The sequence below is a fragment of the Actinomadura sp. 9N215 genome, from assembly GCF_044326345.1.
In the GTDB taxonomy this organism is placed as follows: Bacteria; Actinomycetota; Actinomycetes; order Streptosporangiales; family Streptosporangiaceae; genus Spirillospora.
Genome location: NZ_JBIRBA010000013.1, coordinates 63,699 through 81,788 on the forward strand (window position 1 = coordinate 63,699; position 18,090 = coordinate 81,788).

At 72.9% G+C, this 18,090-nt stretch carries 13 protein-coding genes; 8 read left to right on the top strand and 5 right to left on the bottom strand.

The genetic code is table 11. The annotated features are described in order from the left end of the window. Positions 1-10: 10 nt before the first annotated feature. From ACH34T_RS22075 to ACH34T_RS22095, 5 genes are read right to left on the bottom strand one after another with little or no spacing between them, the layout of a single operon-like run. On the bottom strand, positions 11-340 hold the full coding sequence (locus ACH34T_RS22075; protein WP_395994088.1) for an L-rhamnose mutarotase: 330 nt from the start codon (positions 338-340) through the stop codon (positions 11-13). Positions 341-347: 7 nt separating this feature from the next. After that, positions 348-1,433: a rhamnose ABC transporter substrate-binding protein gene (gene rhaS, locus ACH34T_RS22080; RefSeq protein ID WP_395994089.1), complete on the bottom strand. Its 1,086-nt coding sequence runs from the start codon at positions 1,431-1,433 to the stop codon at positions 348-350. A 46-nt stretch (positions 1,434-1,479) separates the two neighbouring features. Next, positions 1,480-2,472 (bottom strand): ABC transporter permease, encoded by a 993-nt coding sequence (locus ACH34T_RS22085; RefSeq protein ID WP_395994090.1) that lies wholly within the window; start codon positions 2,470-2,472, stop codon positions 1,480-1,482. Continuing rightward, positions 2,469-3,560 carry an ABC transporter permease gene (locus ACH34T_RS22090; RefSeq protein ID WP_395994091.1) on the bottom strand — a complete coding sequence of 364 codons (1,092 nt, stop codon included), beginning with the start codon at positions 3,558-3,560 and terminating at the stop codon, positions 2,469-2,471. The genes ACH34T_RS22085 and ACH34T_RS22090 overlap by 4 nt, the downstream gene beginning before the upstream one ends. Before the next feature lie 5 nt (positions 3,561-3,565). Then, positions 3,566-5,104 carry a sugar ABC transporter ATP-binding protein gene (locus ACH34T_RS22095; protein WP_395994092.1) on the bottom strand — a complete coding sequence of 513 codons (1,539 nt, stop codon included), beginning with the start codon at positions 5,102-5,104 and terminating at the stop codon, positions 3,566-3,568. 297 nt (positions 5,105-5,401) lie between these two features. Here ACH34T_RS22095 and ACH34T_RS22100 point away from each other — a divergent pair, with 297 nt between their 5' ends. The 8 genes from ACH34T_RS22100 (at position 5,402) to ACH34T_RS22135 (ending at position 17,914) form a co-directional block, all read left to right on the top strand. After that, positions 5,402-6,463 carry a LacI family DNA-binding transcriptional regulator gene (locus tag ACH34T_RS22100; protein ID WP_395994093.1) on the top strand — a complete coding sequence of 354 codons (1,062 nt, stop codon included), beginning with the start codon at positions 5,402-5,404 and terminating at the stop codon, positions 6,461-6,463. Beyond that, positions 6,463-7,176: a (Fe-S)-binding protein gene (locus ACH34T_RS22105; RefSeq protein ID WP_395994094.1), complete on the top strand. Its 714-nt coding sequence runs from the start codon at positions 6,463-6,465 to the stop codon at positions 7,174-7,176. Before ACH34T_RS22100 ends, ACH34T_RS22105 begins: the two co-directional genes overlap by 1 nt. 29 nt (positions 7,177-7,205) lie before the next feature. Continuing rightward, entirely contained in the window at positions 7,206-8,651 is a 1,446-nt protein-coding gene (locus tag ACH34T_RS22110; protein WP_395994246.1) for a LutB/LldF family L-lactate oxidation iron-sulfur protein, read from the top strand. Continuing rightward, positions 8,648-9,268, top strand: a complete 621-nt coding sequence (locus ACH34T_RS22115) for a lactate utilization protein C (RefSeq protein ID WP_395994095.1) — start codon at positions 8,648-8,650, stop codon at positions 9,266-9,268. The genes ACH34T_RS22110 and ACH34T_RS22115 overlap by 4 nt, the downstream gene beginning before the upstream one ends. After that, positions 9,265-10,710: a rhamnulokinase family protein gene (locus tag ACH34T_RS22120; protein WP_395994096.1), complete on the top strand. Its 1,446-nt coding sequence runs from the start codon at positions 9,265-9,267 to the stop codon at positions 10,708-10,710. The genes ACH34T_RS22115 and ACH34T_RS22120 overlap by 4 nt, the downstream gene beginning before the upstream one ends. Positions 10,711-10,981: 271 nt before the next feature. Further along, entirely contained in the window at positions 10,982-13,969 is a 2,988-nt protein-coding gene (locus ACH34T_RS22125; protein ID WP_395994097.1) for an AAA family ATPase, read from the top strand. Positions 13,970-14,199: 230 nt separating this feature from the next. Continuing rightward, positions 14,200-15,294, top strand: a complete 1,095-nt coding sequence (locus ACH34T_RS22130) for an alpha/beta fold hydrolase (protein ID WP_395994098.1) — start codon at positions 14,200-14,202, stop codon at positions 15,292-15,294. 49 nt (positions 15,295-15,343) lie between these two features. Beyond that, entirely contained in the window at positions 15,344-17,914 is a 2,571-nt protein-coding gene (locus ACH34T_RS22135; RefSeq protein WP_395994099.1) for a GMC oxidoreductase, read from the top strand. The last annotated feature ends 176 nt before the right edge of the window (positions 17,915-18,090 follow it).

Below are 18,090 nucleotides of genomic sequence, written 5' to 3' on the forward strand. Positions count from 1 at the left end.
GTGTGACCTCTCAATCCAGGTGGAAGATCTCGGGGAGCGGCCGGATCCCGTCGTCGGGACGGCCGTCGAGGTCCTCGAAGTACGGCGCCATCTCCGCCTGCCAGCGCGCGTTGACCTCCGTGCGGGCCATCGCCTCCTGCGCGGCCTCGAAGTCGTCGGTCTCCAGGTAGCCGACGAGGAGGCCGTCCTCGCGCAGGAACAGCGAGTAGTTGTGCCAGCCGGTGTCGCGCAGCGCGTTGCGCAGGTCGGGCCAGACCGCCTGGTGGCGTCGCTTGTACTCCTCCAGGCGGTCCTGCCTGACCTTCAGCAGGAAGCAGACGCGCTTCGTGCGTTCGGGCATCGACGGGTCAGAAGTGGTACTGGTCGATGTTCTTGGCGTCGAACACGGTCGGCGGGCCGAGGATCACCTCGCCGTTGGCGCCGATCGCGCGCTCGCCGAGCCTGCCCGCCTTGAACTTCTCGCCCTGCGCGCCGGTGATCTGGCCGGACGCCAGCGCCGCCGCCGCGTAGGACGCGAGGTAGCCGAGGTTCTTCGGGTCCCACAGCTCGAACTGCTTGACGGTGCCGTCCTTGACGAACTTGCGCATCTGGTCGGGGGTGCCGAGCCCGGTCAGCACGACCTTGCCCTTGTACTTGGACCCGGAGATGTAGCGGGCCGCGGCGGCGATGCCGACGGTGGTGGGCGAGATGATGCCCTTCAGGTTCGGGTACGCCTGGAGCAGCCCCTGCGTCTGCTGGAACGACTTCTGGTCGTCGTCGTCGCCGTAGGCGACCTTGACGAGCTTCATGCCGGCGTACTCCGGCTTCGTCAGCTCGTCCTTCATGAACTTGATCCAGGTGTTCTGGTTGGTGGCGTTCGCGGTCGCCGACAGGATCGCGATCTCGCCCTTGTGGCCGAGCTGCTGGGCGAGCAGCCGGACCTCGCTGCGTCCGATCTCCTCCGAGCTGGCCTGGTTGATGAACAGGTCGCGGCACTGCGGGTTGGTGTCGGAGTCGTAGGCGACGATCTTGATGTCCTTGGACATCGCCTGCTTCAGCGGTCCGCACACCGCGTTCTCGTCGTTGGCGGCGATGAGGATCGCGTCGTGCCGCTGCTGGATGAGCGTGTTGATGTAGGACACCTGCGAGGACGCCGACGCGTCGGACGGCCCGACCTCCTTGGCCGCCGCCCCGAACTCCTTGGCCGCCGCGATCCCGGCGTTGTCGACGATCGTCTCGTACGGGTTGTTGACCTGCTTCGGCAGGAACGCCAGCTTCAGGTCCTTCTTCAGCGGCGCGTTCGGGTCGGCGGACGCCTTCCCGCCGGCCTTGGCGTCCCCGGAGCCGGACGAGGAGTCCTTGGTGGTCCCGCCGCAGCCGGCCAGGCCGAGCGCCAGGACGCTCGCCGCGGCGACGGCCGCCAGCCGGCGCGGGGCGCGCAGACGAATGGTCATCAGGGTGCCTTTCGATCTCTACGGGGTGGGATGAACGCGGCGGGGGTCATGGGGTCGCGGCCGGTCTCGCCGCCGGTCGCGCGGCCTGGCGTCTGCCCTGCGTCTCGCGGACGACGGCGATCAGCCGCGGGGTGAGGACGCTGACGATGAGCAGCAGCCCGGTCACGATCGACTGCACCTCGGTGGACACGTCGTTGAGCATCAGCAGGTTGCGGAGCAACCCGATCAGCAGCACGGCGGCGATGACGCCGCCGAGGGTGCCCTTGCCGCCGTCGAAGTCGACGCCGCCGAGCAGCACCGCCGCGATGACGGTGAGCTCCAGGCCGAGGCCGTTGTCGGCGCGGGCGCTGCCGTAGCGGAGCGTGTAGACGATCCCGGCGAACCCGGCGACCAGCCCCGACACGACGAACAGGAGTAGCTTGATCCGCTTGACGCGGATGCCGGCGAAGTAGGCGGCGTCCTCCTGCGCGCCGATCGCGAACAGGGACCGTCCGATGCCGGTGGCGTGCAGCACGACGCCGGTCACGACGGCGAGCAGCACGAACAGCGCGATCGGGTACGGGATCGGCGTGCCCGGGATGGACGACGTCGCAAGGTCGGTGTAGGTGGCCGGGAACTCGGAGATGGCGCCGGTGCCGAGCGTCACGTACGCGAGGCCCCGGTAGAGGGTCATCGTGCCGATCGTCACGGCCAGGGACGGCAGCCCCAGCTTCGTGACGAGCAGCCCGTTGACGAGCCCGCAGACGACGCCGACCGCGAGCACCAGCGGGATGATCGCCTCGATGGCCATGCCGCCGTCCCACAGCTTGCCGGTCAGCGCGCTGCACAGCCCGAGGACGGACGCGACCGACAGGTCGACCTGGCCGCAGACGACCAGCAGCGTCATCGGCAGCGCGATCAGCGCGATCTCGCTGAGGTCGTCGAGCGCGAACGACAGGTTGTCGTTGTTGGCGAAGTCGGGCGAGAACCCGGCGCCGCCCGCGAACACGACGACCAGCAGCGCGGTGACGGCGGTCTCCCACCGCAGCAGGCGGCTCATGACCGGCCCTCCCCCTTCGCGTCGGCGCGCACGTCCCGGTGCGCGGTGGATTCAAGGGATCGCTGTCTCAGCGCCCGGGTGACGCGGAGCGCCAGCAGCCGGTCGACGCTGATGGCGAGCAGCAGCAGGACGCCGGTGATCGCGTCCTGCCAGAACGAGTTGACCTTCAGCACCACCAGGACGCTGCCGATGGTGGTGAGCAGCAGCGCGCCGAGCGCGGCCCCGTACACGGTGCCGACGCCGCCGGTGATCGCGACGCCGCCGACGACGACGGCGCTGACGACGGTCAGCTCCCAGCCGTGCGCGGCGTCCGCGACGACGGTGCCGAACCGGGCGAGCCACAGCACCCCGGCGAGCCCGGCGAGCGCGCCGCTGACCAGGTAGGCGGTGAGGACACGGCGGCGGATCGGGACCCCGGCGAGCATCGCCGCCTCCGGGCTGGACCCGATCGCGTAGAACTCGCGTCCGGACGAGTACGACCGCAGGTAGTACCCGACCGCCAGCATCACCACCACGGTGATGATCGGCAGGTACGGGACCCCGAGGACGCCGTCGTTGCCGAGGCTCAGCACCGAGGACGGCAGGTCGGCGGCGCCGATCTGCTCGCCGTGCGCGATGCGGTAGTCGAGCCCCTGGATCACGTACAGGGTGCCGAGGGTGACGACGAGGGCCGGCACCCGGCAGAAGCTGACGAGCAGCCCGTTCACCAGGCCGCACGCGAGCCCGATCCCGACGCCGACCAGCACGACGAGGACGACGTTGCGGTCCCCGGCCGACGCGAACTTCCCGGACGTGAACGCCACCAGCCCGACCACCGACCCGACCGACAGGTCGATGTTGCGGGTGACGACGACCATGCTCTGCCCGACGGCGAGCAGCACCAGGATCGAGGCGTTGAGGAAGATGTCCTCGACGCCCTGGTGCGACAGGAACCGCGGGTTCGCGATCGTGGTGGCCACGACGAGGACGGCGAGCGCGCCGAGGATGCTCAGCTCGCGGGCGCGCAGCACCGTCTCGACCAGGCGCCGGCCGCCGCCCGGCGGCCCGCCCGAGCCCGGCTTGGCCGTGGACTGTGCGAGTGCGGTCATCGGTTTCAAGCCGCCTTTCCGGTGCCGGCGCGGCCGGTCGCGGCGGCCATCACGCTCTCCTCAGTCGCGTCCGCGCGGGGGATCTCGGCGGTGAGCCGGCCCTCGTGCATGACCAGGACGCGGTCGGCCATGCCGAGCACCTCCGGCAGGTCGGACGAGATCATCAGCACCGCGAGGTCCCGCGCGGCGAGCTCGGACAGCAGCCGGTGCACCTCGGCCTTGGTGCCGACGTCGATGCCGCGGGTGGGCTCGTCCACGATCAGGACGGTCGGCTCGGTGGCCAGCCACTTGGCGAGCACGACCTTCTGCTGGTTGCCGCCGGACAGGACGCCGACGGCGTCGCTCAGCCGGGCGTACTTGAGCTGGAGCCGCAGCCCCCAGTCGGCGGCGCGGTCCCGCTCGACCCTCCGGGAGATCAGACCGCCGCGGCCGGTCTCGCGGCGGAGCGCCTTCAGCCGGGTGAGGCCCATGTTGCGCTCGATGGACATGTCCATGACGAGGCCCTGCTGGCGGCGGTCCTCCGGGACGAGCGCGAGCCCGGCCGACATCGCGGCGGTGGGGCTGCCCGGCGGCAGCGCGCGGCCCGCGACCTCGACGCCGCCAGCGTCCCAGCGGTCGACGCCGAAGACCGCGCGGGCGACCTCGCTGCGGCCGGCGCCGACGAGCCCGGCCAGCGCGACGATCTCGCCGCGGCGGACCTCGAAGGACACGTCGGTGAACGCGCCCTCGCGGGTCAGCCGGGAGACCTTCAGCGCGACCTCGCCCGGCGTCACGTCCTGCTTGGGGTAGAGGGCGTCGAGGTCGCGGCCAACCATCCGGCGGACGAGGTCGTCCGGCGTGATGTCCGCGGTCGGGTCGGTGCCGACGTAGGCGCCGTCCCGCAGGGTCGTGACGCGCTGGCAGAGCTCGAAGATCTCCTCCAGCCGGTGCGAGATGAACAGGACCGCGCAGCCCTGCTCCCGCAGCGTGCGGGTGACGGCGAACAGCCGGGCGACCTCCTGGCCGGTGAGCGCGGCGGTCGGCTCGTCCATGATCAGGACGCGCGCGTCCCGGGAGATGGCCTTGGCGATCTCGACGACCTGCTGGTCGGCGATGGACAGGCCGCGGGCGGGCTGCCGCGGGTCCAGCGCGACGCCGAGCCGGCCGAACAGCGTCGCGGTCTCGGCGTGCATGGCGCGGCGGTCGACCCGGCCGAGCGGGCCGCGCGGCTGGCGGCCCATGAAGATGTTCTCGGCGACCGACAGGTCGGGGAACAGCGTGGGCTCCTGGTAGATGACGGCGACCCCGGCGGCCTGCGCGTCGGCGGGCCCGCCGAAGGCGACGGGCGCGCCGTCCACCCGTACCTCGCCCGCGTCCGGACGATGCACGCCTGCGAACGTTTTTACGACCGTCGACTTGCCCGCGCCGTTCTCCCCGGCCAGGGCGTGCACCTCGCCCGCGCGCAGCTCCAGCGTCACGCCCTGCAGGGCGCGCACCGCGCCGAACGACTTGCTCACGTTGACCAGCGCCAATGTCGGCGGCGCCGACCGGGCGGGTGCACTCATCGCGGCCCTCCTCGCGGAGCACGTCGGAAACGTTCCGATGAAAAACGTTTTAACAAGATGTTGCGGAGGACGCTAGATGTGAGCCGAAGCACTCGTCAAGAGGGAACCCGGCGGCCGGGCGGTCTAAGATCACCGGAAGCCCCGTGTTCACGGGGCCGAGGGAGTTTTGCAAGTCGTCCGCGGCCGGGACGGCCGCCCCGGTTTCCGGCCTCGTGGTCCCGACAGCGGGGTTGACACGTTTTAATGCGATGACCCAAAGTGAGCCGCACACCAGCGGACGGACCGGGAGCGAGCAGAGTGGGCACAGACGGCGCCGGGCGTCCTGAGAACCTCAGCAGGACGGTCGGCATCAAGCAGGTCGCGGCGCACGCCGGCGTCTCGCCGGGCACCGTGTCCAACGTGCTCAACCGTCCCGAGCGGGTGGCCGAGTCGACCCGGACGCGGGTCGAGGAGTCCATCAGGGAGCTCGGGTTCGTCCGCAACGGGTCGGCGTCCACGCTGCGCGCCGGGCACAGCAGCACGATCGGGCTGATGGTCCTCGACCTCGCCAACCCGTTCTTCACCGACGTGGCCCGCGGCGTCGAGGACACCGCGAGCGAGCGCGGCTACGCGGTGATCCTGTCGTCGTCCGGCGAGTCGGACGCGCGGGAGCAGCGCAACCTGCGGGTGTTCGCCGAGCAGCGGGTCCGCGGCGTGCTGCTGACGCCGGTCGGCGACGACGGCGAGGCCGCGTGGCGGCTGCGCGAGCGGAACGTCCCGGTGGTGCTGCTCGACCATCCGACGCCCCGCGCGAACCAGTGCTCCGTCGCCGTCGACGACGTCTCGGGCGGCGAGCTGGCGGCCGGCGAGCTGCTGGCCGGCGGCGCCCGCACGCTGGCGTTCGTCACCGGCCCTCCGGTGCTGCGGCAGTGCGCCGACCGGCGCAAGGGCGCGCTGCGGGCGCTGCGCGCCGCCGGGCTCGGCCGCGAGGCGATGCGGGAGGTGGCCGTCGGCGCGATGAACGCGCGGGCCGGGCAGGAGGCGGCGCGGCGGCTCCTGGAGGCGGGCCCGCCGCTGCCCGACGGGATCTTCTGCGCGAACGACCTGCTGGCGCTCGGCGTCCTGCGCGTCCTGCTGCAGGCGGGGCTGAAGGTGCCGGCTGACATCGCGCTGATCGGGTACGACGACATCGAGTTCACGGCCGCCGCAGCGGTCCCGCTGAGCTCGGTGCGGCAGCCCACCTACCAGCTCGGCAAGATCGCGACGGAGCTGCTGCTGGAGGAGTGCGACGACCCGGCCGGGCACGCCCACCAGCAGGTCATGTTCCAGCCGGAGCTGGTGGTGCGCGAGTCCAGCCGCCGTGCGGGAGGAGGCGCCTGATGCGGGTCGCGCTGTTCCTGACCTGCGTGAACGACACGCTGTACCCGGGGACGGGCAAGGCGGCGGTGCGGCTGCTCCGGCGGCTCGGCCACGACGTGGAGTTCCCGTCCGGGCAGACGTGCTGCGGGCAGATGCACCTCAACACCGGGTACCGGCGGCAGGCCCGGCACATGGTGAAGGGGTTCGCGGAGACGTTCGAGCCCTACGACGCGGTCGTGACGCCGTCCGCGTCGTGCGGCGCGATGATCCGCGACTGGCATCCGCGGCTCGCGCCCCGCTCCGCCGGGGTCGCGTCCCGCGTCTACGAGCTGTCGGAGTTCCTGGTGGACGTGCTGGGCGTCACCGACGTCGGCGCGTACTTCCCGCACCGCGTCACGTACCACCCGACCTGCCACTCGCTGCGGATGCTGCACGCCGGCGACCGTCCGCTGCAGCTGCTGCGCGAGGTCCGCGGCATCGACCTGGTCGACCTGCCGGACGCCGCCGAGTGCTGCGGGTTCGGCGGGACGTTCGCGCTGAAGAACGCCGAGGTGTCGGCCGCGATGTGCGCGGACAAGGTCACCGCCGTCCGGGAGACGAGGGCGGAGGCGCTCTGCGCGGCCGACAACTCCTGCCTGATGCACATCGGCGGCGCGCTCACCCGCACGCGCGCGGGGGTGCGGACCGTCCACCTGGCCGAGATCCTCGCCTCCACCGAGGAGGACCCGTCATGACCTCCTCCGCGATGCCGACCTATGTGGGGATGCCGTCGTTCCCGGACGCGGCGCGCCGCGCGGTCGCCGACCCGCGCCTGCGCGGCAACCTCGCGCACGCGACCACCACGATCCGGGGCCGCCGCGCGGCGGCCGTCGCCGAGCTGGACGACTGGCCCGCCCTGCGCGAGGCGGGCAAGCAGATCAAGGACCACGTCCTGGAGAACCTCGGCCACTACCTGCGGGAACTGGAGGCGAAGGTCGCTGAAGCGGGCGGAACGGTCCACTGGGCGCGGGACGCCGCCGAGGCCAACCGCATCGTCGCCGACCTGGTGAAGGCGACGGGCGAGACCGAGGTCGTCAAGGTCAAGTCGATGGCCACGCAGGAGATCGGGCTCAACGAGTTCCTCGCCGAGGAGGGCGTCACCGCCTACGAGACCGACCTGGCGGAGCTGATCGTCCAGCTCGGGGACGACCGCCCGTCGCACATCCTCGTGCCCGCCATCCACCGCAACAGGTCCGACATCCGCGACATCTTCCTGCGCGCCATGAAGGACGCGCCGCCCGGGCTGACCGACGCGCCCGCCGAGCTGGCGGAGGCGGCGCGGCGGCATCTGCGCGCCAAGTTCCTGTCGGCGAAGGTCGGGGTGTCGGGGGTGAACTTCGCCGTCGCCGACACCGGGACGCTCGTCGTCCTGGAGTCGGAGGGCAACGGCCGGATGTGCCTGACGCTCCCCGAGACGCTGATCTCGGTGATGGGCGTGGAGAAGATCGTGCCGTCCTGGCGGGACCTGGAGGTCTTCCTGCAACTGCTGCCCCGCTCGTCCACGGCGGAGCGGATGAACCCGTACACCTCCGCCTGGACGGGCGTCCATCCCGGCGACGGGCCGCGCGACTTCCACCTCGTCCTGCTCGACAACGGCCGCACCGCCACCCTCGCCGACGAGGTGGGACGGCAGGCGTTGCGCTGCATCCGCTGCTCCGCGTGCCTGAACGTGTGCCCCGTCTACCAGCGGGCGGGCGGCCACGCCTACGGGTCGCCGTATCCGGGGCCGATCGGCGCGATCCTGTCGCCGCAGATCAGGGGCATCGGGTCGGCGGTCGACGCGTCGCTGCCCTACGCGTCGACGCTGTGCGGGGCGTGCTTCGAGGCGTGCCCGGTCGCGATCGACATCCCGGAGGTGCTCGTCCACCTGCGGGCCCGCGCGGTGGAGAAGGGGCCGCGGCACCCGCTCGAAAAGGTCGCGATGACCGCGGCCGGATGGACGCTCCGCTCCCCCACCCGGCTCGCCCTCGCGCAGCGGGCGGCGTCGGCGAGCCGCCGCGTCGTGGCGCGCGGCGGCCGGATCCGGCGGCTGCCCGGGCCGCTGAGCGCCTGGACGGAGACGCGCGACGCGCCCGCCCCGCCGCCCGAGTCGTTCCGCGCCTGGTGGGCCCGGACGGACGGCGGCCGCACGGAGACGGACGGCGGCCGCACGGAGGAGGGCGAAGGGTGAGCGCCCGCGAGGAGATCCTGCGACGGGTCGACCGGGCGACGCCGGCCCGCCCGGCCGCCGAGGTCGCCGCCGCCTACGCCCGCATCGACCGCGGCTACCTGCGCCGCCACCACGATGACGCCGTCCTCGACCTGTTCGCCGAGCGGGTCGCCGACTACCGCGCGACGGTCCTGCGCGTCCCGGCGTCCGACGTGCCGGGGACGGTCGCGGAGCTGCTGGCCGCGCGGCCCGGCCCCTACGGCGTCCCGTCCGATCTGCCCGGCGAGTGGATCTCCGCGTCGGACGCCTCGTTCGTGCGCGACCCGTCCGTCGCCGCGCTCGACGGCCTCGCGGGCGCGGTCACGGGCTGCGCCGCCGCGATCGCCGAGACCGGGACGATCGTCCTCGACCACGGCGCGGGCCAGGGGCCGCGTGCGCTGTCGCTCGTCCCCGACCGCCACCTGATCATCGTGCTCGCCGGGCAGGTCGCCCCGGACGTGCCCGAGGCGCTGGAGCGGCTCGACCCGCTCCGGCCGCTGACGTTCGTGTCCGGGCCGTCCGCGACGAGCGACATCGAACTGTCCCGCGTGGAGGGCGTGCACGGGCCCCGCACGCTGGAGGTGCTGGTCGTCCAATGAGCGAGGCGACTTTCGCGGCGGTCGACCTGGGGGCGTCCAGCGGGCGGGTGATGGCCGGACGCGTCGGCCCCGGCACGCTCGAACTGGACGAGGTCCGCCGCTTCCCGAACCGTCCCGTCCGGGTGAACGGCACGCTGCACTGGGACATCCTCGGCCTGTACAGGAACGTCCTCGACGGGCTGCGCGCCGTGCCGTCCGGGCTGACCTCGGTCGGCATCGACTCGTGGGCCGTCGACTACGGCCTCCTCGATGCGGGCGGCACGCTGCTGCGCAACCCCGTCCACTACCGCGACGCCCGCACCGAAGGCGTGCTGGACCGCGTCCGCGCCGAGGTGGGCGACGACGTCCTGTACCAGGCGTCCGGCGTGCAGTTCCTCCCGTTCAACACGATCTACCAGCTCGCGGCGGACGACCTGACCGGGGCGAGCATGCTGCTCCTCGTCCCCGACCTCCTCGCCTACTGGCTCACCGGCGAGATCGGCGCGGAGCGGACGAACGCGTCCACGACCGGTCTCCTCGACGTCCGCACCGGCGCCTGGTCGCGGGACCTCATCACCCGCCTCGGCCTCCCCGCGCGGATCTTCCCGCCGCTCCGCGACCCGGGCGACGCCATCGGAACCCTCCGCAAGGACGTGGCCGACGAGACGGGCCACCCGTCCCTCCAGGTCACCGCCGTCGGCTCGCACGACACGGCGTCCGCCGTCGCCGCCGTCCCGGCCGAGACCGGCCGGTTCGCCTACATCTCCTGCGGCACCTGGTCGCTGGTCGGCGTCGAACTGGACGCGCCCGTCCTGACCGAGGCGAGCCGCGAGGCGAACTTCACCAACGAGGGCGGCGTCGACGGGACGGTCCGCTACCTGCGCAACGTGATGGGCCTGTGGCTCCTCCAGGAGTCGCTGCGGGCGTGGGGCAGCCCCGACCTGCCCGCCCTGCTCTCCGAGGCGGCACGGGCGCCGGGCCTGCGGTCGCTCATCGACCCCGACGACCCGGAGTTCCTCCCGCCCGGCGACATGCCCGCCCGCATCGCCGCGCACTGCCGCCGCCGCGGCTTCCCCGAGCCGGCCGGGCCCGCCGCTACCGTCCGCTGCGTCCTGGACAGCCTCGCCCTCGCGCACCGGGCCGCGCTCCGGCAGGCCGCGGCGCTGTCCGGCGCCGGGATCGAGGTCGTCCACCTGGTGGGCGGCGGCAGCCGCAACGACCTGCTGTGCCGCCTCACCGCCGACGCCGCCGGGCTCCCCGTGGTCGCCGGGCCGGTGGAGGCGACCGCGCTCGGCAACGTCCTGGCGCAGGCCCGCGCGCACGGCGTCGTCGGCGGGCTCGCCGACTCCCGCGCCCTGGTCGCCGCGACCCAGCCGCTGCGCCGCTACGTCCCGTCCGGCGGCGGCGCCCGCTGGGACGAGGCCGCCGCCCGCCTCGGGCTGGAGCGCCGGCGCGTAAGGTAGCCATGTCACGACGGCGGAACGATTTACCGCATCGAGGTTGACAGGCGGCCCGTCAGGACTGTTGATAGCAGGGAGACATCACGCTGAAGGACAGGGTGGGACGACAGGGTGACCGAAGCAGGACCGCCTGTGGTGTGCCAGGTGGGCCGAAGCGTGCTGTCCCTGCTTATTGACGTTCGACCCGATAGGGTAAAACCCGCCAATTCTCAGTAACCGCAACGAGAAGCATGATCACGGCGTATCGACCGCCTGTCACTGTTGGGGTGTGGACATGGAGGGTCGTACCGGCCACGGCGACATAGCGTCCCTTGACAACGCGGCGTTGCCGGACGGCGTCCCGCTCGTCGGACGGCAGGACGTCCTCCGCGCGTTCGAGGAGGCCCTGGACGCGACCGCGGCCGACACGTTCCGTTTCCTGGCGCTGGTCGGCGAGCCGGGCGCGGGCAAGACCCGCCTGCTCAACGAGCTGTCGGGCGCCGCGGAGAGCCGCAAACTCCGCGCCCTCGCCGGCCGCGCCGCCGAGTTCGAGCAGGAGATGCCGTTCGGCGCCGTCGTCGACGCCCTCGACGACCACCTCGAAGAGCACATCGGCGACCTCAGCCCCAGCAGCGTGCGGCTGCTGGCGCCGGTGTTCCCCGCGCTGTCCGCCGCCGCGCTCCACGACGGGCACCCCGCCGGGCCTGCCGGTCCCGGCGGCCCGCCGGTCACCACCCCGGTCGCCCGCTACCAGCTGTACCGCGCCGTGCGGCACCTGCTGGACGAGGTCGCCGCGCCGTCGGGCCTGGTGCTGATCCTCGACGACGTCCACTGGGCCGACGACGCCACGATCGAGCTGCTCGACCATCTCGTCCGGCATCCGCCGCGCGCCCGCGTCCTGATCGCGCTCGCCTACCGGCCCGCGCAGGCGTCGGCCAGGCTCGGCGCGCTCGTCCAGGCGTCCCTGCAGGCCGTCGGCGGGAACCGGCTGCCGGTGCGGCCGCTCACCCAGGACGAGGTCGCCGAGCTGCTCGGCCCCGGGGTCAGCGGGACGCGCTGCCGCGAGCTGTACAAGGCCAGCGGCGGCAACCCCTTCTACCTGGAGGCGCTGGCCCGCACCCGGGAGCCGCTCGCCGCGGGCGACACCGAGGGGGAGCTGCCGCCCGCCGTCCGCGCGGCGCTGCAGCTGGAGCTGAGCGGTCTGTCGCCGAACGCGCTGCTGGTCGCGCAGAGCGCGGCGGTCGCGGCCGACGAGTTCACCCCGCTCCTCGCCGCCGCCGCGGCCGAGGTCGGCGAGGGCGAGGCGCTCACGGCGCTGGACGAGCTGGTCGCCCGCGACATCGTGCGGCCCCGGGCCGAGCGGTTCCGGTTCCGGCATCCGCTCGTCCGGCACGCCGCGTACCGGTCGGCGGCGGCGGGGTGGCGGCTCGCAGCGCACGGCCGGATCGCCGCCTACCTCACCGAGATCGGCGCGCCCGCCGCCGTGCGCGCCGGACACCTGGAGCGCTCTGGCCGCGTCGGCGACCGGGACGCCGTCGCGACCCTGGTCGAGGCCGCGCGCGCGTTCGCCACGCAGGCCCCGACGACCGCCGCGCACTGGCTGAAGTCCGCGCTCGGCCTGATGCCGACGACCGGCGCCGCCGCGGAGGAGGCCGAGGACGCCGCCGACCCGGCGCTGCCGTCCAGGCTGGAGCTGATGATGGAGCTGGCGCGGGTGCAGACGGTCGGCGGGCACCTCACCGAGGGCCGCGAGACCGCGCGGAACGTGCTGCGGATGCTGCCGCCCGACGACTACGAGCGGCGCGCCCGCGCGGCCCGGCTCGCCGCGCTGATGGAACGGCAGCTCGACCGCCCGCACGAGGCGCGCGCGCTCCTGCTCGACGAGCTGCGCCGCATGCCAGACCCGCGCTCCCCCGCCGCCGTCCCGCTGCGGATGCGGCTCGTCGCGGAGCGGATGATGCGCATCGACTTCCGCGCCGCGCAGGCCGTCCTGGACCTGATGCCCGACAACTCCGACGACTGGGAGCCCAGCCTGAAGCTGGCGGTCGCCTCGCTGCGCCCGATGCCCGCCCTGGCCGCCGGACGCATCCAGGACGCGCTCCGCTACCTGGAGGCCGCCGACCGGCTCGTCAACGCCGCCCCCGACGAGCACGTCGCCGAGTGGATGGACGCGATCGCCTGGCTGTGCTGGGCGGAGACGTTCATGGGCCAGTTCCACAACGCCGCCGACCGGTTCCAGCGCGCGGTCACCATCGCCCGCGCCACCGGGCAGCTGTACATCGTCACGAACCTGATGTCGGGCCTCGCCCGCGCCTACGGGATGCTCGGCCGCCTGGAGGAGGCGGCGGCCGCGGCCGAGGAGGCGGTCGAGGAGGCCCGGCTGCTGAACTCCGGGCAGCAGCTGGTGTTCGCGCTCACCCAGCAGAGCCTGGTGACGGGCTGGTCCGGCGACAACGACACCGCGCTGCGGCACGCCGATGAGGCCATCGAGGTCGGCGCGGGCGTCGGCGAGTGGTGGGGGTCGATGGCCCGCTACGCGCGCGCGACCGCGCTGATCGGGCTCGGCCGGCTCGACGAGGCGGCCGAGGCGGTGGAGCGCGCGGTCAGCGGCCCCCTCGACCAGCGCACCCAGCTGTCGCTCAACGAGATGATGGCGGGCGTCGAGGCCGGGCGGGGCCGCGCCGACGCGGCGGCCGACTGGGTGAAGCGCTCCGAGCACCTGATCATCCCGGGCATGGAGGCGCACAACGCGCTGGCCCGGCTGGCCCGCGCGCACGCCCTGCAGCCCACCGACGCCGCCGAGGCGGCGCGGGAGGCGCTCGCCGCGGCGGAGACGTTCGAGGAGGCCGGACACCGGATCGACGTGGGCCGGGCGCGGCTGCGCGCGGCGCAGGCGCACGCCGAGGCCGGCGACCGGCCCGCCGCGCGCGAGCAGCTGCGGCTCGCCGCCGAGATCTTCTCCGGGTGCGGTGCGCGGGCGCTGCACGCGCAGGTCGTCCGGGAGCAGCGGCGGCTCGGCGTGCGGGTGCCGGCCAAGGGCGGCTCGGGCGGCCGGAACTCCCGGCTGCCCGGCGGGCTGTCCAAGCGCGAGTACGAGGTCGCGTCGCTGGTCGTCGAGGGCTGCACGAACTCGCAGATCGCCGACCGGCTGTACGTCAGCATCCGCACGGTCGAGACGCACCTGTCGCACATCTTCGCCAAGTTCGGGGTGAGCTCGCGGGTCGGCGTGGTGAACGCGCTCACCCGCGGCGTCCCCGATCCCGGCGCCCCCGGCCCCGAATAGGCGGCCTGGTCCCGGAAGCGGCGGTCACGGATGATCTCGTCCTCCGTGACCAGGTTGTCCGGTTTCAGAACTTCCGCGCGGCGCGGGCCGTCACAGTACTAACGGATGTCGACACGAACCCGTCCCGTCCCTGCTCATCAGGTTCCGGGGAAGAAGTACGGGTTTACCACGATGCCCCGTATCGGCGGCTCACAGCATCATCGTTGCGAGAAAAGTGGAGGTGACCAGAGATGGAACGAGTGATCCCCCGGTTCACGTTCGCCGGCGTGAAGGATGCGGACATATCGACGTATCCGGTCACGACCGAGGACGGCCTCGGGCTGCAGCTGACCCGGTTCCTGCGCGAGAAGAGCGAGGACGTCGTCCTGCTCGTGCACGGTCTCACCTCCTCCAGCGACCTGTTCATCATGCCGGAGATCCCCAACCTGGCGTCCCACCTGCTCGACAACGGGTACACCGACGTGTGGGCGCTCGACTTCCGGATGAGCGGCCGCTACCCGTACGACACCGAGACGCACCGCTTCAGCCTGGACGACATCGCCCTGTACGACTTCCCGCCGGCGCTCGCGGAGCTGCGCCGGCACATCGGGGACCGCAGGGTGCACGTCATCGCGCACTGCCTCGGCGCGGTGTCGTTCTCGATGGGCCTTTTCGCCGGGACGGTCACCGGCGTCACCACCCTGACCTGCAACAGCGTGTCGCTGACCCCCCGGGTGCCGGCGTTCTCGAAGCTCAAGCTCGGCCTCGGCACCTGGTTCATGGAGTACGTCGTCGGGCTGCCGTTCCTCGACCCGAGGTTCGGGGAGGCGCCGCGGTTCACGCGCCCGTGGATGGTGTCGCAGACGGTGTCGCTGTTCCACCGCGAGTGCGACGTCCGCGCCTGCCACATGCAGAGCTTCCAGTGGGGGGCGGGCAAGCCGGCGATGTACGAGCACGACAACCTGCTGCCCGAGACGCACCAGCGGGTCGCCGACATCTGCGCCGCGTCCGGGCTGAACTACTACCGGCACGTCCGCAAGATGGTCAAGGCCGGCCGCTCGGTGAAGTTCGCGCCGGGGGACGCGCGCTACGCGAGGCTCCCGGACGACTACCTGACGAAGGCGTCCGACGTGAAGACGCCCCTGCTGCTGCTCGCGCCGGGCAGCAACCGCGTCTTCACCGACTCCAACGTCCACCTGCACAGGATCCTGGAGAAGGCCGCGCCGGGACGCCACGAACTGGCCGTGCTGCCCGGCTACGGGCACCTCGATCCCCTGATCGGCAAGAACTCGCACATCGACGTCTTTCCGCGGATCGTCGACTTCCTCAAGCGCCACAGCGCATGAAGACGCCAGCGACGACGACGCCCACGACGGCAGTGGAAGGTTCGGTTCGATGAGTGACGACATCAAGGGTGACGACGTGGAGCACGTCGACGCGGTCGTGGTCGGGTCCGGGTTCGGCGGATCCGTCGCCGCGTACCGGCTGGCGGAGGCCGGACGGTCGGTCGTCCTGCTGGAGCGCGGGCAGCCGTACCCGCCGGGCTCCTTCCCCCGCTCGCCCGCCGAGATGGGCCGCGCGTTCTGGGACCCGGACGCCGGGCTGTACGGCATGTTCGACGTGTGGAGCTTCAAGGGCTGCGACTCGGTCGTGTCCTCGGGCCTCGGCGGCGGCTCGCTGATCTACGCGAACGTGCTGCTGCGCAAGGACGAGCACTGGTTCGTCACCGACGGCCCCGGCGGCTCCCAGGAGCCGTGGCCGATCTCCCGCGCCGACCTCGACCCGCACTACGACGTGGTCGAGGAGATGATGGGCGCGACGCCGTACCCGCTCGACCAGGTGCCGTTCGACGACACCCCGAAGACGCACGCGATGCAGGACGCGGCCGCCGAGCTGGGGCTGCAGTGCACGCTGCCGCCGCTCGCGGTGAGCTTCGCCGCCCACCCCGGCGGCAGGCCCGCGATGAGCCTGCCCATCGTGGACGCCGGGTACGGCAACATCCACGGCGCCCAGCGGCGGACGTGCCGGATGTGCGGCGAGTGCGACATCGGCTGCAACGAGGGCGCCAAGAACAGCCTCGACCACACCTACCTGTCGGCCGCGGCGCACCACGGCGCCGACGTCCGCACGTCCCACGAGGTGAAGGCGCTGCGGCCGCGTCCCGGCGGCGGGTACGAGGTCGACTACGTCCAGCACGAGCCGCCGCCGGCCCTGTCGCTGCGCAAGCGGCGCCGCCTGCCCCTCCGGACGATCACCTGCGACCGGCTGGTCCTGGGCGCCGGGACGTACGGCACGACGTTCCTGCTGATGAAGTCGCGGGACGCGTTCCCGGGGCTCAGCGACGCGCTCGGCACCCGGTTCAGCGGCAACGGCGACCTGCTGACGTTCCTGATGCGCGCCACCGACCGCAACCGGGTCCGGCCGCTGAACGCCAGCCGCGGCCCGGTGATCACCACTGCGATCCGGCTGCCGGACGAGCTGGACGGCGTGCCCGGCGCGGGCCCCGGCGCCTACATCCAGGACGGCGGCTACCCCGGCTTCGCCGACTGGATCGTCGACGGCTTCGACGTCGGCAACGACCTCGAACGCGCCGTGAAGTTCCTGTGGGACCGGTTCACCGCGCTGTTCCGGGAGGCGCCCGACACCAACCTGTCCAAGGAGATCTCGGACCTGATCGGCGACGGCGCGCTCACGGTCAGCTCGCTGCCGCTGCTCGGCATGGGACGCGACACCGCCGACGGCCGGCTGCGGCTCAAGGACGGGCGGCTCGCCGCCGAGTACACGGCGGAGACCAGCGAGGAGCTGTTCACCCGGGTCCGCAAGACGATGCGGGGCATCGCGGACGTCCTCGGCGCCGACTACTCCGACAACCCGATGTGGTTCCGCAAGCGCATCATCACCGTCCATCCTCTCGGCGGCGCCCCGATGGGCGCCCACCCAGGCGAGGGCGTCTGCGACGCCTTCGGCGAGGTGTTCGGGTTCCCGGGTCTCTACATCGCCGACGGGGCGGCGATGCCGGGGCCGGTGGGCCCGAACCCCTCGCTCACCATCGCCGCGCAGGCCGACCGCCTGGCCACGCGGCTGCTGGAGGACGCGTCCGCACAAGGGCGTGCGGGCGGCCCGGCCGCCACCGCCCCGTCTGCCACGGGGGCCGAGCCGGCTGGGGGATCCGGCTCGCCAGGCGGGGCGGGGCAGGATCCGGAGGGGCAGGATCCGGAGGGGGAGGATCCGGAGGGGGAGGATCCGGAGGGGAACGTCCCGGCCGAGCACGGCTCGGCGGGGCACGGCTCGGCGGCGTACGGTCCGGTCTCGGGGGACCGCGGGGGGTCGCGGGGACCCTCTACCGCGGCACCGGACCGTACGTCGCTGTGGTTCACCGAGGAGATGAAGGGTCACGTCACCTACGGCGAGACCGATCCGCGGACCGGCGCGAAGTCTCCGGATCGGCGGCCGCTGTCGTTCCGCCTGACGATCACGGCGGACGACACCGACCGGTTCGTCCGCGAGCCGGAGCACGAGGCGCGCGCCGAAGGCTGGGTCGACGCGCCCGGTCACGGGGACCGGCGCCACGTCGAGCACGGCACGTTCAACCTGTTCGTCGACCCCTCGCCGGGCGCGAACGACGAGGACAGGCGGCTGATGAAGTACCGCCTGTTCTACGTCGACGGCGACGGCAACCGCCGCACGCTGAGCGGCGTGAAGAACGTCCTGCACGGCCCGCCGACGCGGATCTGGCCGGACACGTCGACGCTGTACGTCCGGCTCCTGGACGGCCACGTCGGCGCGGAGGAAGAGGACGGCGCGGAGATCGTCGCGGCGGGTGTGCTGCACATCCGGCTGACGGACTTCGCCCGCCAGCTCACCACGTTCCGGACCTCGGGCCCGGACGGCGCGGAGACGCTGCTGAACTTCGGCAGGTTCTTCGCGGGCGAGCTGTGGGAGGTGTACGGCCCGGATCCCGCCTAGGCGGGGGCGGGTTCCACTGGGAAAGGCTCCGTGGGGGGGCCAAGAACGTGCAGGCCGAGGGAACTGCGGGGTGCTCTCGGCCTGCACCCTTTTTCGCCGGGGGTCGCGCGGGGGGTCGCGCGGCCTCCGGCCCCATTCCGCAATCAGCACCCGCGACGCGGCGAGACCGCAGAACC